This window comes from Streptomyces sp. NPDC007205, assembly GCF_040634095.1.
Classification (GTDB): Bacteria; Actinomycetota; Actinomycetes; order Streptomycetales; family Streptomycetaceae; genus Streptomyces.
In genome coordinates this window covers 1-14,433 of sequence record NZ_JBEYEW010000038.1, presented here as the reverse complement: position 1 = coordinate 14,433, position 14,433 = coordinate 1, and the positions used below count along the sequence as shown (strand labels likewise).

Genomic DNA, 14,433 nt, shown 5'->3' with positions numbered 1-14,433 from the left:
CTACAGCGGTCCGGTGCGGCGCTTGATGGCGTACTGGTCCATCAGCTTGCCCCGGGTGGTCTCCAGGCGGTGGGCGAGGATCTCGGCCACCGTCCGCACCAGGGACAGCCCGAGCAGCGGATCCTCCACGGACAGTGCGAGCACCGAGGGCCCGTCGAACTCGTAGGCACGTACGTTGCTGAAGGCCACCGCGCCGAAGTCCCACCGGTACGGCGGGAACAGCCAGGACCAGCCGAGCAGGTCGCCCGCGCCGAGCGACGCCACCGTGACCCGCTGGCGGGCGGTGACCTGCGTGTCCAGATGGACCGCGCCCGAACGGATCACCCAGAACCGGTCGGCGGTGCCGCCCGCCTCGAAGATGCGGGTGTCCTCCGGGAACGAGATCTCCTTGGCCACTTCCATCAGGCGCTCGCGCTGCGCCTGGGGCAGGGCGGTCAGCAGTTTTATCGCTTTGGTCATGGCGCGGTACTCCTCGCCGGAGGCGGTTCGGATGCTTTCCTCTCAGCCCATTTCAGCCGCTGCCACCGCTGCGGGCACCTCGAAGGACACGGATTTCCTGGTCGCCTTGGGGTCCGCCGCCGGTTTCCGGGCAAGAAAAAGCCCTGGCTGGACGGGGGAGACCAGCCAGGGCCGTATGCGGTGACGCGGGGAGGGGGGAAGGACGGTTCCGGTCCCCTCCGGCATCACGTATGCATGAAAGATAAACCATCTTGCGGGCGTTCCCGAAACCGGAAGCGGGTTACGTGACCCGTTTCACGCCCTCTGTCACAGCCGGCGGCCGGCCCGGACTGACGATCTCTTCCATGACCCGCAGCACCGCCTCGAACGCCCGCGCCCGGGCCGCCGCCTCACGCGCGCCGTCCGGGTCCGTCGCCGTCAGGGTCTGCGCGCGCTCCCGCCAGGCCCGCTCCTCCTCGGCCGCCCGTTCCCGGCCGCGCCGGATGCGCCGCAACAACTCGTCCGCGTCCACGACATCGGTCATACCGCTCGGGTACCCACCCGGTCCGTGGTGATGGCATCGGCACCGACCGTGTTTGACAGCGCCGCCAGGGGTCAGTCGAAAAGGGAGAGATTCATGCAATCCGGGCGCCGTTCAGGGAGGCAGGGATGCTCGACAAGCACCGGACCAGCTCCTCCGTGACACTGCGGGAACCGTACCGCCGACTGCCGTGCCGGCCCGTCGACGCCCGCAGAGCGGTGCAGCGAGTGGTGGCCGAACGCTGCCGGGCCCGCGCCCTGTCCTGCGGCGCCGAGGCGATGGAGGACGCCCTGCTGGTCACCTCGGAACTCACCACCAACGCCATCCTGCACGGCGGTGGCATCACCGGCTTCGACGTGGACGTCGACTCCGCCGGCGTACGGGTCTCGGTGAGCGACCGCAGCGACGAGCTGCCGGTGGCCACGCCCGTCGACGAGCGCGGCCACGCCCGGCCCGGCGGTCGTGGCTGGCCCATCGTGTGCCGGCTGGCCCGGGACGTGCGGGTGGCGGAGCTGCCCTGCGGCGGCAAGCGCATCACGGCCGTCGTGCCGCTGCACTGAAATCCGTGCGGGAAGTTCCGCCCCGGTGGTGTTTGCTCCCCGGAGCCGGGGGCAGGTGGAATCTCGTGCTTCGGACCGGAGGCGCGCGCCCAGCGGGAACCGTACGACCGCCTGGGTCCCCTCCTGGCGGACCGGGCGGCCGACCCGCGGCGAACCCTGACACCACCGTTCGGGCCAGGCCGTGAACCCTCGTTCCGGCCGTGCGCCCTGAAACCACGTTCAGGAGCGATTCCGCATGCTGACCGACATGTCGACAAGCCGTCCCGGCACGCCCACCACGACCGCGCCCGCCGCGGCACCCGCCCGGCGGCCCCACGACGACGCCCCCGCCACCGCGGAGCTGTTCGCCCGGCTGGCGGAACTCGACGACGGCCCCGAGCGGGACGCCGTACGCGACGAACTCGTCACCGCCTGGCTGCCCATGGCCCACCGGATCGCCGGGCGCTTCCGCGACCGGGGCGAGTCCGTCGAGGACCTGCGGCAGGTGGCCGCGCTCGGGCTGGTGAAGGCCATCGACCGGTTCGACCCGTCCCGGGGGGCCTTCGAGAGCTACGCGGTGCCGACCATCACCGGCGAGGTGAAGCGGCACTTCCGGGACCGGATGTGGGCCCTCAGGGTGCCCCGCCGGGTGCAGGAACTGCGCAACCGGGTGCGGGTGGCCCGCCGGGAACTCACCCAGAACCCCGGCAGCCCCGAACCCACCGTCGCCGATATCGCCGCGCACACCGGCCTCAGCGAGGAGGACGTCACCGCGGGCATGGAGGCGCTGGAAAGCTTCAGCACCCTGTCCCTGGACGCCGAACTGTCCACCGGTGAGGACGGCTACAGCCTCGCCGATACCCTCGGGGCGGCGGACGCCGCGTACGACGTCGTGGTCGACCGCGAGGCAGCAAGGGAGGGGCTGCGCCGGCTGCCCGAGCGGGAGCGGGCCATCCTCTACATGCGCTTCTTCGAGGACATGACGCAGAGCCGCATCGCCGACCGGCTGGGCATCTCCCAGATGCACGTCTCCCGGCTGATCAGCCGCAGCTGCGCCCGCGTCCGCGACGAGGCCCTGGGGCGGCGCGCCGGCGGGAGCGACCGGATATGAACGCGCGGACGACGGAACGTCAGGCCGACGGCCGAGCCGCGTCCGTGGCGAGGCCCAGCGGCCGGGCCAGGCCCGAGACCGCCTCGTCCAACCGCTGCAGATGGCGCAACACCCGGTCGGTCACCCGGCCGTAGCGGGGGGTCCGCAGGGTTCCCGGCGCCAGCATCGAGGCGATGCTGGCGCCGGTCTTCATCTCCGCCGTGGCCCGTGGGTCGGCCACATGCGCGGCGATCGCCTCGATGTTGTGCACGATCCGCCCGCACGCCCCGCGCAGCCGGGGATCCGCCGCGATCGACGGATGCGTCGGCAGCAGCTCGGCCGTGGCCGCGAGCGACCGCCCGTGGTAGGCACACGTCTCCAGCAGCGCCACCACATACCGGGCGGTGTCACGGCGTGAGCGCAGCGGCGTGATGGGATGGGTCAGCGGCTGGGTGGCGGCGCGCAGATCGGCCAGCGCCTGGTCCAGGTCGCGCGCCTGCTCCACCAGATCGGCGCCCGCCTCGCCGCTCAGCTGGTCCACGGCGGCCCGCGTGACCTCCGCGAGCCGGTTCAGGACCGCGACGAGGAGGTCGTTGGTACGGCGGTCGGTGTGGATCGGCAGCACCACCGCCGCCGCGATCACCCCGCAGGCCGCACCGAGCGCCGTCTCCTCCACCCGCAGCACCAGCACCGCCATGCTGTAGGTGTTCAGCAGCGTGTACAGCAGCCCCAGCATCGCCGTCACGAAGAACGACATCAGCGTGTACGACAGCGGCGCCGTGTAGAACATCGCGAAGATGAGGACCAGCACCAGCGCGAACGCCGTCCACGTGTGGTGACCGACCAGCCCGGCCAGGCCGATACCGGCCACCACGCCGAGCACCGTGCCCAGCAGCCGCCGGTAGCCCTTCACCAGGATCTCACCGGTCGAGGCGGTGTTGATGAACACGATCCAGCAGGTCAGCACCGCCCAGTACCAGCGCTGACTGGACAGCAGCTCGCCACCGGAGATGGCCAGCGCGGAGCCGACGGCCACCTGGACCGCGGCCCGCGTCGTGGGCCGCCCGAGCCCGGTCGGCTCCGGCTCCTCCGCCTCCCGCTCCTCGCCCGCCTCGATCGCGGCGTCCTCCGCGTCCAGTTCCTCGCGCGAGCGGGTCGTCGCCGGGCTGTCGTCGGCGTCGTCCTGCGGTCCGTCCAGCGCCAGCCGCAGACCCAGCGCGGCCCGGGCGGCCTCGCCGAGCCCGCGGAAGACGTCCTGCACGGCCGGGGCGGCCGTGGGCAGGTTCTCCTCGTCGCGGTAGCCGAGCAGCCGGTTGCGCACCTGCGCGAGCGCGGTGCCCCGCGCCTCGCCGACCGGCCGCAGCATGAGCAGCCGTAGCGCCTGCAGGTCCCGGCGCAGCGCCGCCGTCGCCTCGTCTTGTACCGGCAGCTCACCGCCGGAGGGCAGTGGGGCGCCCGGCAGATGCAGCGTGAGGGTGTCGGTCCGCTCGGCGCTGCGCGCCGTGAGCAGCAGCAGACCCAGCCGCTCGGCGGCGATCTCGGCGTCGGCGACCCGGCGCTGCAGCAGCCGGGCCACCGCCGCGTCGGAGGTGCCGTCCTCCAGCCGCCCCTGGATCATCAGCGCGGTCTCGTGCAGCCGCGCGGTGGCGGCGCGCAGGTCGTCCAGGACCTTTTCCACGTCGCCGGGGCCGGCGTCCAGCAACGCGGCCTGCACGGAGATCAGCTGCGCGAGCCGGGCGCGGAACGCCCGCCGCAGCCGGTCCAGGGTGCCCGCCGGAGTCTGCGGCAGCAGCACGAAACGCGCGGCGGCGCTGCACGCGAACGCCACGCAGATCACCCCGTACAGCGCGGGCAGCGCCGAGGCGGTCGCGTGCACGAACAGGGAGAGGAAGTAGACCTGAAAGCCGATCAGGCCCAGCGCGGTACCGCGGTCGCCGAACCGGCGGCCGTAGACCGCGCAGAAGATCAGGACGACGAAGAACAGGTCCCCGGCGACGACCAGTTGGTGCAGCAGCGCACCCAGTGACACCGAGGCCAGCGCCACCGGCAGCCCCAGCGCGAGCGTGACCGCCTGCTGGCCGCGCTGCTTCTCCCGGATGGCGAAGGTCGACACCATCGCCGCCATGGCACCGGCGACCAGCTGGGGCACCGGCACTCGCAGGGCGGCCAGGACGGCGAGGGTGAGCGCGATCGCGGTGACCGTGCGCAGCCCGGCGGTGAGTCTGAGCAGCCCGGGATCGGACGCCGCGAGCCGGTCCCACATCCGTACCCGCCCCGACCGTCCCGCTGTGCCCACGCCGCCGCGCTCTCTCCCGTGCCCGAAATGGATCTACGGTCCAGCATCGCATGCGGGCCCGGGCCGCTCGCGCACCGGTGGCCGGGGGCCCGGTCACCGGTGCGCGGGGCACCTCAGGGGGTCACGGTCCCTCCAGGGCCTTGCCCTCCACTTGCGCCCGGACCTGTTCCGGTGTCAGATACGCGTCGGTGAACTCGAAGTCCTTCAGGCGGGCGGGCTTGCGGGCCTGGAAGCCGGTGCGGACGAAATCGTTGCCCGCGACCGCGTTCAGCAGCCAGTTGGTCATCACCCGGGTCTTGGCGACGTTGGTGCGCAGCGCCGACCAGTGGTAGCCGCGGGCCACCGCCTGCGCCGGCACCCCGCGCAGTTCGACACCGAGCGGCTTGGACACCGCGTCCTTGCCGCCGAGGTCGACGACGAGGCCCAGGTCGCGGTGGACGTACGGCTGCATCGGCTGACCGCGCAGGGTCGCGATGACATTGTCGGCGACCTTCCTGCCCTGGCGCATGGCGTGCTGCGCGGTGGGCGGGCAGACCGCGCCGTCGTCCTTGGCCAGGTCCGGCACGGCGGCGGAGTCGCCGAGCGCGAACACCCCGTCGTGGCCCGGCAGACACATCTCCGGCGTGACCGCCAGCCGGCCGCGGACCGTCTCCGCGCCGAGCGTGGCCATCAGCGGGCTGGCGACCACCCCGGCCGTCCAGATCAGCGTGTGCGTCGGCACCACCCGGCCGTCGGTGAAGGTGACCTCCTCCGCCGAGGCCTTGTCGATCGACACGCCCAGCGACACCTCGATGCCGCGCCGCCCCAGGATCTCCTGGGCGCTGCGGCCGAGCTTGTCGCCCAGCTCCGGCATCAGCTTGGGCGCGATGTCGATCAGATGCCACTTGATGAGGCCGGGGTCCAGCCGGGGGTAGCGTGTGACGGCGGCGTGGGTCAGCCGTTGCAGACAGGCGGCGGTCTCGGTGCCCGCGTATCCGCCGCCGACCACGACGAACTGCAGCCGTGCGGCCCGCTCGGCCGGATCGTCGCTGGCGTCCGCGAGGTCGAGCTGTGTGATGACGTGGTCGCGGATGTAGGCGGCCTCGGCGAGGGTCTTCATCCCGAAGGCGTGCTCGGTCAGCCCCGGGATGTCGAAGGTGCGGGTCACGCTGCCGGGCGCCAGCACGATGTAGTCGTACGGCTCGTTGACGATCTTGTCGGTGATGGTGCGGACGACACACACCTTCGCCTTCAGGTCCACCCCGATCGCGCCGCCCGGCAGGATCCGGGTGCGGTACTTCTTGCTGCGGCGCAGGCTGAGGGCGATCGACTGCGGTGTGAGCACCCCGGAGGCCACCTGGGGCAGCAGCGGCAGATACAGCTGATAGGAGAACGGCGTCACCAGGGTGACGTCGGCCTCGGCTGGAGCGAGCTTCCGTTCCAGGCGGCGGACGCACTCGACGCCGGCGAAGCCTGCGCCAACCACCAGGATCCTGGGTCGTGTCACGGTGTTCATCCCTTTCTGCGGCTCCAGGCGGTCCGACCGACGCCAGAGGAACGCGTGGGCACCAGCATGCCCCCGCTCCGAATGGAGTAACCGGATGTCGCACAGATACACGTCGTACACACCATGTGGTCACCAGGGCAGGAACACGTGGATGTCCTTGCCCTCGTCATGAACGACCACGCTGACCTGCGTGCACAGCGTGTGCACCAGGTGCCAGCCGATGCCGCCGCCGCCCGTGCGCGGATGGAAGGGCCGGGGTTCCGGCCTGGTCGTGCTCGTGTCGCGCATCGTCACATGCACGCCGTCGAAGGTGCGGCGCATCCGCAGCCCGAACGGCCCGGGCGCGTACTGGATCACGTTGGCGGCCAGTTCCGTCACCACCAGCAGTATGTCGTCCCAGTACTCGTGCGCGGACGGCGGCGACTGCGTGGCGAGCGCGCACAGGAAATCCTCCGCGGCAAGCCGCGCCTCCGTGACGTTGCGCAGCTCGCCCGGGAAGGAGAAGGTGCGCTCGTACCTGTCCTCCGAGGACGGTGTGTCGTCCCAACGCGGCTCCGTCGCCATCTCGCATTCCCCGGTCCCGGCCGGTCAGGGGCCCTGACGGGCTCCTGGACCCAGGACGGTCGTAGGTGCTGGTCTCTTTCCGGCTTGCGGGTTCCCGCCCCCGCGCGGGCTATCCGTCCGCCCCGGCCCGCGGTCCCCGTGCTCCACCCCCTCAGCGGAAGACGTCGTCCGGCTCGTCCCAGTCCGCCGGCTCCCGCGGACCCCGCGCCGCACGGTACCGCGCCAGGTACATCGCGTCGATCTCGGCGGCATAGTGCCGCACGATCACGTCCCGGCGCAGCTTCATCGACGGCGTGAGCAGTCCGTTGTCCGCGGCGAACGGCTCCTGCAGGACACGGTAGACCCTGATCGACTCCGCACGGGACACGGCGGCGTTCGCCGAGGCGACGGCCCGCGCGATCTCCTCCCGCAGCGCGTTCTCCTCCCGGCTCTCCCGGCCCGGGCCGCCCTGGAGCGCCAGGGCGGCCCGCCAGTCGGCGAGGAACTCCGGGTCCAGGGTGATCAGGGCGCCGACGCAGGGCCGGTCGTCGCCGATCACGACCGCCTGGTGGACGAGCGGATGCATGCGCAGCCGCTGCTCCAGCGGGGCCGGGGCGACGCTCTTGCCGCCGCTGGTGACGATGACGTCCTTCTTGCGCCCGGTGATCGTCAGATAGCCCTCGGCGTCCAGCCGCCCGATGTCCCCGGTGGCCAGCCAGCCGCCGCGCAGCACGGCCCGCGTCGCCGCCTCGTCGCCGACATAGCCCTGGAACACCGACGGCCCGCGCACCAGGATCTCCCCGTCGTCGGCCACCTGGACCTCGGTGCCGGGCAGCGGCCGGCCCACGGTCCCCAGCTTCTCCCGGCCGAGCGGCTGCATGGTGATCCCGCCCGAGGACTCGGTGAGGCCGTAGCCGTCGTGGATGAACACCCCGATACCCGCGTAGAACAAGCTGAGTTCACGGCTGAGCGAGGAACCGCCGGAGGTGCCGCGCAGCACCCGTCCGCCGAGCGCCGCGCGCAGCCTGCGGTACACCGTCCGCTCGTACAGGGCGTGTTGCAGCCGGAGCTCGAACCCCGGACCCGGCCCCCTGCCCAGCCGATGGCGTTCCTCCGCCGCGGCGAACTCCCGGGCCGTCTGCGCCGCCCGCTCGAACAGGGCACCCCGGCCCGCCTGACCGGCGGCCCGCCGGAACTTCTTGTAGAGCCTCTCGAACACCGACGGCACGCCGTACAGGTACGTCGGCCGGAACGTGGCCAGCGCCGACGCCAGGGCCGGCTCGCTCAGCTCCGGCTCGTGCCCCATCAGGACACCGCCGCGTACGCACATCAGCATGATCATGATGCCGTAGACGTGCGAGAAGGGCAGGAAGGCCAGCACGGACGGCTGTTCGCCCGGCGGGGCCGCGGTGTGCGCCCAGCCGGCCAGCAGCGTGTCGCAGGGGTAGGCGAGGCCGCCGTGGCTCAGCGCGCAGCCCTCGGGGCGGCCGGTGGTACCGGAGGTGTAGACGACCGCCGCCGTGGCGTCCGGCAGCACGATCCGGCGCAGCGACTCCACGGTGGTGTACGGCACGACCGTGCCCTGCCGGACGAGTTCGGGCAGCGCGCCCGCGTCCAGCTGCCAGACGTGGCGCAGCCGGGGCAGCCCGGCACACACCGTGCCGACGGTCATGACGCCCTGCTCGTCCTCCACGAGCACGGCCACACAGCCGGCGTCCCGCAGGATCCACTCGACCTGGTCGCGCGAGGCGGCCGGATGGACCGGCACGATCTCGGCGCCGACGGCCCACAGGGCATGGGCGAAGACGGTCCACTCATAGCGGGTGCGGGACATCAGGGCCACCCGGTGGCCCGGTGAGATCCCGGCGGCGACCAGCCCCTTGGCCAGCTCGACCACCTCGTCCCGCAGCTCGACGGCCGTCACCTCCTGCCACACGGTGGCGGCGGGATCCACGCGGTGTGCGAGCACCGGCAGCGTCGGATGGCGCTCCGCGGCGTCGAAGACGCTGTCGGCGAGACCGCCGGTGAGCGGCGGGGCAACGGCGGGAGCGAGGGCGACGTCGCGCATGCGCTGCTCCTGGGTGTACGGAGGGTCACACCGCCGATCGGCTCTGTCTCGGCGGTGCTCGAATGTAGCCCAGCGGAACGCGTTCGGTGCCGGGAACGGAGAAGTCGTGATCGACTGATGATGTGGGCGTGTCCTGGGGACTCGGCAGACATGAGTCATGTGAACCCCGATCCGGAACCAGAACGCACCACCGGGCTGGAGCCCGGGGGCTCGGTCCCGCCGGGCGAGACCCCGCCCGCCGAGAGCAGCATGCCCGAGGCCGGCCCCCGGGAGCCGCACGTTCAGCACCGAGGCTGGGCGAAGGCGCCGATGGCGCTGATCATCGTCCTCGTCGTGCTGATCGCGGCGGGCTTCCTCGGGTACGCCCTCTCGCTCATCTTCTGAGCGGAGCCCTCAGCCCTGGGTGTGCCGCACACACTCGGTGACGACGTCCCGCAGACTGCCGGTCCGCTCCAGCAGCCGGCGCTGCCGGCGGGCCCCGTTGCCGTGCCGCAGCAACTCCGCGACGCCCTGCTCGGCGCGCTCCGCGTCGCCGCAGGCGGTGAGCGCGTCCCCGGTGTGCTCCACCAGCGAGCGGAGCACCTGCGGGGCGGGCACGGGCCGCAGGGCCAGCGGGTCGAGCAGGTCTTCCTCCAGGCCGAACCGGGCGGCCTGCCAGTCGGCGAGCCTGAGCAGGCTCACACTGTGGCCGGGCGCGGGCCGGCCGGCCCGCCAGTCCCGTGCGGCCGTCTCCACGAGTGCGCGGCTCAGCGTCGCGATCAGCGCGGCGGTCTCCGCGCCGAGACAGACGTCCGACACACGGATCTCCACGGTCGGATAGCGGGCGGACAGCCGCGCGTCGAAGTAGACCATCCCCTCGTCGAGAATGGCGCCGGTGGCCACCATCTCCGTCACGCGCCGGTGGTAGCGCTCCGCCGACTCGAACAGCTCCGTCGGCCCCGCCGACGGCCAGCGGTTCCACACCTGGCTGCGATAGCTGGCGTAGCTGGTGTCCTTTCCCTGCCAGAACGGGGAGTTGGCGCTGATCGCGCGGAGGACCGGCAGCCAGGGGCGGATCCGGTCCAGGACCGCGATGCCCTCCTCGTCGGACTCCACCGACACATGCACATGGCAGCCGCACACCAGCTGCTCCCAGGTGGGTATCCCGTACCGCTCGGCCAGCCACTGGTAACGCTCGTTCACGCTGAGGGAGGGACTGACCGGCAGGGGAGAGGTGGCCAGCGCGACGACCGCGCTGCCCGTCTCGCCTGCGTGCCGGGCCGCCTCCTTGCGCCAGCGCACGATCTCCTCGCCCAGGGCCGCCATGTCCGCCTGCGGATGCGTGGCGAACTCCAGCATCTGCCGGAACAGCTCCTTCTCGAACACCTGCTGACCGGGGTCGTCATGGGCGACACGGGCGAGGACGGCCGCGGCCAGCGCCTTCGGCTCACCGGTGTCCGGGTCGACCAGAAGGAGTTCCTCCTCCACTCCGACGGTGCGCAACGTGGGTGCCACCCTTCTGTGTCCATGCCACGAGGGGCAGTCGTGGGTCTGTACGACCCCGACTGCCCCTCGGCGGGCCGCCGACACCTGCGCCCTTCAGCGCTCCGGTGCCAGCCAGACCGTGGCGAGCGGCGGGAGCGTGAGCCGCAGGAGGCCGTCGTCCGGCTTCAGCGGCCCCGCGTTGCCGACCCCGCTGCCGCCGTAGCGGACGTCGTCGGTGTTCAGCGCCTCCTGCCACGCGCGGATCCCGTCCGGGACCCACAGCCGGTAGTCCTGCCGGACGACCGGGGAGAAATGCGACACCGCGAGCAGGGGGGAGCCGTCGGCGGCGAACCGCAGGAACGCGAAGACGTTGTCGTCCGCCGCATCGCACAGCACCCACCGGAAGCCGCCCGGGTCGGTGTCCCGCTGCCACAGCGCCGGCGTCGCCCGGTACACGGCGTTCAGGTCCCGCACCAGATCCTGCACGCCCCGGTGGTCGCCGGCCGAGTGGTAGTCGTCGCCCAGCAGCCACCACTCCGGGCCGTGCGCCTCGGACCACTCCGCTCCCTGGGCGAACTCCTGCCCCATGAACAGCAGCTGTTTACCGGGATGGGCCCACATGAAGCCCAGATAGGCGCGGTGGTCGGCGCGCCGCTGCCACCAGTCGCCCGGCATCTTCGACACCAGCGCCTGCTTGCCGTGCACGACCTCGTCGTGGGAGATCGGCAGGACGTAGTTCTCGCTGTAGGCGTACACCATCGAGAAGGTCATCTCGTGGTGGTGGTACTTGCGGTGCACCGGCTCCTTCTGGATGTACTGGAGCGAGTCGTGCATCCAGCCCATGTTCCACTTCAGCCCGAAGCCGAGCCCGCCGCCGTCCGTCGGCCGGGTCACCCCGTCCCAGGCCGTGGACTCCTCGGCGATGGTCACCACACCCGGGCAGCGCCGGTACACGGTGGCGTTCATCTCCTGCAGGAAGGCGACCGCGTCCAGGTCCTCCCGTCCGCCGAACACGTTCGGCTCCCACTGGCCGGAGTCGCGCGAGTAGTCCAGGTAGAGCATCGAGGCGACGGCGTCCACGCGCAGCCCGTCGATGTGGAACTCCTCGCACCAGTACACGGCGTTGGCGACGAGGAAGTTGCGCACCTCGGTCCGGCCGTAGTCGAACTCGTACGTCCCCCAGTCCGGGTGCTCGGCGCGCGTCGGGTTCCCGGGTTCGTACAGCGGATCCCCGTCGAACCGGGCCAGCGCCCAGTCGTCCTTGGGGAAGTGCGCCGGCACCCAGTCCATGATCACGCCGATGCCGGCCCGGTGCAGCGCGTCCACCAGGTACTTGAAGTCGTCCGGAGAGCCGAGGCGGGGCGTCGGCGCGTAGTAGGAGGTGACCTGGTAGCCCCAGGAGCCGCTGAACGGATGCCCGGCGACCGGCATCAGCTCCACATGCGTGAAGCCCATCTCCTGCACATAGGCGGGCAGTTCCTCCGCCAGTTGCCGGTACGTCGAGCCGGGCCGCCAGGACGGCAGATGGACCTCGTACACGGAGAACGGCGCCTGGTGCACGGGGGTGTCGCCCCGGTGGGCCATCCACTCCGCGTCGCCCCACTCGTACCGCGACACCGCGACGACCGACGCCGTGTCGGGCGGCACCTCCGTGCGCCGCGCCATCGGGTCGGCCTTCAGGAAGCGGTGGCCGTAGCGCGAGGTGATCTCGAACTTGTACCGGTCGCCCTCGCCGATCCCGGGCAGGAACAGCTCCCACACCCCGGACGCGCCCAGCGACCGCATCGGGTACTGCGTGCCGTCCCAGTACGTGAAGTCCCCGGCCACCCGCACCCCTTGGGCGTTGGGCGCCCACACGGTGAAGCGGGTGCCCGCCACCCCCTGGTGCGTCATCGGCTCGGCGCCGAGCGCCTGCCACAGCTGCTCGTGCCGGCCCTCCCGGACCAGATGCAGATCCAGCTCACCGAGAGCGGGCAGGAACCGGTACGGATCGTGCACCTCCTGCTCGGCGTCGTCGTACGCCACCAGCAGCGTGTACGAGGGGATCTCCGGGTACGGCAGCACGGCCGCGAAGAGACCGTCGCCCTCCGAACGCAGGGCGCCCCGCACCCCGTCGACCACGACACTCACCGAGCGCGCGTTCGGGCGCAGCGCCCGGAACAGGACGCCGCCCGGGACCGGGTGGGCGCCCAGCAGGGCGTGCGGATCGTGGTGGGCGCCGCCGAGCAGCCGGGCGCGGTCGGTGGGGTCGAGAGGGACGGCCGCGAGCGGCCTGGGGCCGGCCGCCTCGGGGAGCGCGGTGTCGCGCAGGGCCATGTCGTCAGCCTCCCCACACGGCGAGCCGCTTGATCGCCGCCATCGGTACCGGCAGCCAGTCCGGACGATGTCTCGCCTCGTACAGCACCTCGTACACCGCCCTGTCCGTCTCGTGCGCGCGCAGCAGCGCGTGCTTCTTGCGTGGATCCCAGCCCGCGCGGGCCGCGTAGCCCGCGCAGAACGCCTCCCGGCAGCGGCGCGCCCACTCGGGTCGCCAGGGACGGCGCTGCCGGGCCGCGTAGTCGAAGGAGCGCAGCATCCCCGCCACATCCCGTACCGGGGAGTGCGGGGCGCACCGCTCGGCGAGCGGCCGGGACGGCTCGCCCTCGAAATCGATGACGAACCAGTCGCGGCCGGCCCGCAGCACCTGCCCGAGGTGCATGTCGCCGTGGATGCGCTGGGCGGGCGGCCCGCTGTCGCAGGTGGCGAGGGCCCCGAACGCGGCCCGCAGCCCCGGCACGAAGGGCCGCAGTCCCGGTACGGCGTGCGCGGCCGCGTCCAGCCGTGCGCACATCGCCTGTGCCGTACGGCCGTTCTCGCCCGGCCCGGCCGGACCGAACGCCTCGGCCAGCGCGAGGTGCACCTCGGCCATCGCCCGGCCCAGCTCATGGGCCTCGGCGGTGAAGTCGTCGCCCGCGGCGAGCGCGCGCAGCGCCAGTGTCCAGCCGTCGGCGGCATCCGGCAGGAACGGCTGCAGCACGCCCAGGGTGGCCGGCTGCGGCGCGGTCGTACCGAACCAGGCCACCGGCGCGGGCACCCGGGTGCAGCCCTGCGCCGTCAGCGCGGCCGTCACCTCCAGGTCGGGGTTCACGCCCGGCTGGATCCGGCGAAAGACCTTCAGGATGTACGCGTCGCCGTACACGATCGACGAGTTGGACTGCTCGGCGTCCAGCAGGCGAGGCGGCAGCCCGCCGGGCACCTCGGCGCCCGGGGCCGCCCCGAACCGCAGCGGGCCGGCCACGCCGGGCTGCCGCAGCCGCTCCAGCAGCAGATGCGCCGAGCGCGGATCGTGCAGCGCGTCGTACACCGCGAGCCCGGCCAACGGACCCTGCTCGGCTCGCCCGATGTACGCCCGCTCCAGCCGGGGGGCGAGGTGCTCGCGCAGGCCGAGCAGCAGCTGATAGCAGTCGCCGGGCGGGTGCGTGCCGCCCGGCGTGGGCACGGGCGCGTTCGAGGCGTGCACCAGCAGGTGCAGGCATCCCGGGAACAGCTCGGTCACGGACAGCACCGACAGATCGGCGACGGGCCGGTCCTTGCCCGCGAACCAGCGTTGCCTCGGCAGCCATTGCCGCAGCAGCCCGCCCAGCGACACCAGGGGTCCTTCGAGGCCGGCCGCGCTTCTCGGTCGTGCGGTGATGGTCTTCGGCATGACGCGTCCTTTCCTCGGCGCCGGGCGTTCAGCGACGGCGGCCGATGCGGGATGCGACTCGGGTGAGCCGGAACCAGTAGAAGCCGTGGCCTTGCAGGGTCAGCAGGTAGGGAAGTTCACCGATGGCGGGGAAGCGCACGCCGCCGATCAGCTCGACGGGGTGCCGTCCGTCGTACGCCCTGAGGTCGAGCTCGGTGGGCTGCGCGAAGCGGGAGAAGTTGTGGACGCACAGCACGAGATCGTCCTCGTACTCGCGCAGGAAGGCGAGGACGGCCGGGTTGGA

General features: G+C 72.3%; 13 protein-coding genes. 3 read left to right on the top strand and 10 right to left on the bottom strand.

What is annotated here, in order from left to right; genetic code table 11:
* Together ABZ624_RS35670 and ABZ624_RS35665 are read right to left on the bottom strand one after the other, a co-directional pair.
* On the bottom strand, positions 1–459 hold the full coding sequence (locus tag ABZ624_RS35670; RefSeq protein WP_360098560.1) for a cyclic nucleotide-binding domain-containing protein: 459 nt from the start codon (positions 457–459) through the stop codon (positions 1–3).
* A 280-nt stretch (positions 460–739) separates the two neighbouring features.
* On the bottom strand, positions 740–982 hold the full coding sequence (locus ABZ624_RS35665) for a hypothetical protein (RefSeq protein ID WP_360098558.1): 243 nt from the start codon (positions 980–982) through the stop codon (positions 740–742).
* Between the two features lie 125 nt (positions 983–1,107).
* Here ABZ624_RS35665 and ABZ624_RS35660 point away from each other — a divergent pair, with 125 nt between their 5' ends.
* Both ABZ624_RS35660 and ABZ624_RS35655 read left to right on the top strand, forming a co-directional pair.
* Positions 1,108–1,539 carry an ATP-binding protein gene (locus ABZ624_RS35660; protein ID WP_360098556.1) on the top strand — a complete coding sequence of 144 codons (432 nt, stop codon included), beginning with the start codon at positions 1,108–1,110 and terminating at the stop codon, positions 1,537–1,539.
* A 235-nt stretch (positions 1,540–1,774) separates the two neighbouring features.
* On the top strand, positions 1,775–2,629 hold the full coding sequence (locus tag ABZ624_RS35655) for a SigB/SigF/SigG family RNA polymerase sigma factor (protein ID WP_360098554.1): 855 nt from the start codon (positions 1,775–1,777) through the stop codon (positions 2,627–2,629).
* Between the two features lie 19 nt (positions 2,630–2,648).
* Here the strand turns inward: ABZ624_RS35655 and ABZ624_RS35650 are convergent, their stop codons facing one another.
* The 4 genes from ABZ624_RS35650 to ABZ624_RS35635 form a co-directional block, all read right to left on the bottom strand.
* Positions 2,649–4,871 (bottom strand): FUSC family protein, encoded by a 2,223-nt coding sequence (locus ABZ624_RS35650; protein WP_360098640.1) that lies wholly within the window; start codon positions 4,869–4,871, stop codon positions 2,649–2,651.
* A gap of 154 nt (positions 4,872–5,025) precedes the next feature.
* On the bottom strand, positions 5,026–6,399 hold the full coding sequence (locus ABZ624_RS35645) for an NAD(P)/FAD-dependent oxidoreductase (protein ID WP_360098552.1): 1,374 nt from the start codon (positions 6,397–6,399) through the stop codon (positions 5,026–5,028).
* A gap of 120 nt (positions 6,400–6,519) precedes the next feature.
* Complete coding sequence (locus tag ABZ624_RS35640; protein WP_360098550.1) at positions 6,520–6,954, bottom strand: ATP-binding protein; 435 nt, start codon at positions 6,952–6,954, stop codon at positions 6,520–6,522.
* Between the two features lie 151 nt (positions 6,955–7,105).
* Entirely contained in the window at positions 7,106–9,001 is a 1,896-nt protein-coding gene (locus ABZ624_RS35635; protein WP_360098548.1) for an AMP-dependent synthetase/ligase, read from the bottom strand.
* Between the two features lie 150 nt (positions 9,002–9,151).
* Here ABZ624_RS35635 and ABZ624_RS35630 point away from each other — a divergent pair, with 150 nt between their 5' ends.
* Positions 9,152–9,385, top strand: a complete 234-nt coding sequence (locus ABZ624_RS35630) for a DUF6480 family protein (protein WP_360098546.1) — start codon at positions 9,152–9,154, stop codon at positions 9,383–9,385.
* Positions 9,386–9,394: 9 nt separating this feature from the next.
* Here the strand turns inward: ABZ624_RS35630 and ABZ624_RS35625 are convergent, their stop codons facing one another.
* The 4 genes from ABZ624_RS35625 to ABZ624_RS35610 form a co-directional block, all read right to left on the bottom strand.
* Positions 9,395–10,483, bottom strand: a complete 1,089-nt coding sequence (locus ABZ624_RS35625; protein ID WP_360098638.1) for a glutamate--cysteine ligase — start codon at positions 10,481–10,483, stop codon at positions 9,395–9,397.
* Positions 10,484–10,579: 96 nt separating this feature from the next.
* The gene (glgB, locus tag ABZ624_RS35620; protein ID WP_360098544.1) at positions 10,580–12,781 is read right to left on the bottom strand and encodes a 1,4-alpha-glucan branching enzyme; all 2,202 of its coding nucleotides are present in this window, start codon (positions 12,779–12,781) and stop codon (positions 10,580–10,582) included.
* Positions 12,782–12,785: 4 nt separating this feature from the next.
* Positions 12,786–14,150, bottom strand: a complete 1,365-nt coding sequence (locus tag ABZ624_RS35615; RefSeq protein WP_360098542.1) for a maltokinase — start codon at positions 14,148–14,150, stop codon at positions 12,786–12,788.
* Between the two features lie 28 nt (positions 14,151–14,178).
* Positions 14,179–14,433, bottom strand: a 255-nt coding sequence (locus tag ABZ624_RS35610; protein ID WP_360098540.1) for an alpha-glucosidase C-terminal domain-containing protein, incomplete at its 5' end; no start/stop codon positions are given.

What these genes read in the sequence shown, in the direction of transcription:
- ABZ624_RS35670 (WP_360098560.1), bottom strand. Translation starts at nt 459, where the DNA reads ATGACCAAAGCGATAAAACTGCTGACCGCCCTGCCCCAGGCGCAGCGC.
- ABZ624_RS35665 (WP_360098558.1), bottom strand. Translation starts at nt 982, where the DNA reads ATGACCGATGTCGTGGACGCGGACGAGTTGTTGCGGCGCATCCGGCGC.
- ABZ624_RS35660 (WP_360098556.1), top strand. Translation starts at nt 1,108, where the DNA reads ATGCTCGACAAGCACCGGACCAGCTCCTCCGTGACACTGCGGGAACCG.
- ABZ624_RS35655 (WP_360098554.1), top strand. Translation starts at nt 1,775, where the DNA reads ATGCTGACCGACATGTCGACAAGCCGTCCCGGCACGCCCACCACGACC.
- ABZ624_RS35650 (WP_360098640.1), bottom strand. Translation starts at nt 4,871, where the DNA reads ATGTGGGACCGGCTCGCGGCGTCCGATCCCGGGCTGCTCAGACTCACC.
- ABZ624_RS35645 (WP_360098552.1), bottom strand. Translation starts at nt 6,399, where the DNA reads ATGAACACCGTGACACGACCCAGGATCCTGGTGGTTGGCGCAGGCTTC.
- ABZ624_RS35640 (WP_360098550.1), bottom strand. Translation starts at nt 6,954, where the DNA reads ATGGCGACGGAGCCGCGTTGGGACGACACACCGTCCTCGGAGGACAGG.
- ABZ624_RS35635 (WP_360098548.1), bottom strand. Translation starts at nt 9,001, where the DNA reads ATGCGCGACGTCGCCCTCGCTCCCGCCGTTGCCCCGCCGCTCACCGGC.
- ABZ624_RS35630 (WP_360098546.1), top strand. Translation starts at nt 9,152, where the DNA reads ATGAGTCATGTGAACCCCGATCCGGAACCAGAACGCACCACCGGGCTG.
- glgB (WP_360098544.1), bottom strand. Translation starts at nt 12,781, where the DNA reads ATGGCCCTGCGCGACACCGCGCTCCCCGAGGCGGCCGGCCCCAGGCCG.
- ABZ624_RS35615 (WP_360098542.1), bottom strand. Translation starts at nt 14,150, where the DNA reads ATGCCGAAGACCATCACCGCACGACCGAGAAGCGCGGCCGGCCTCGAA.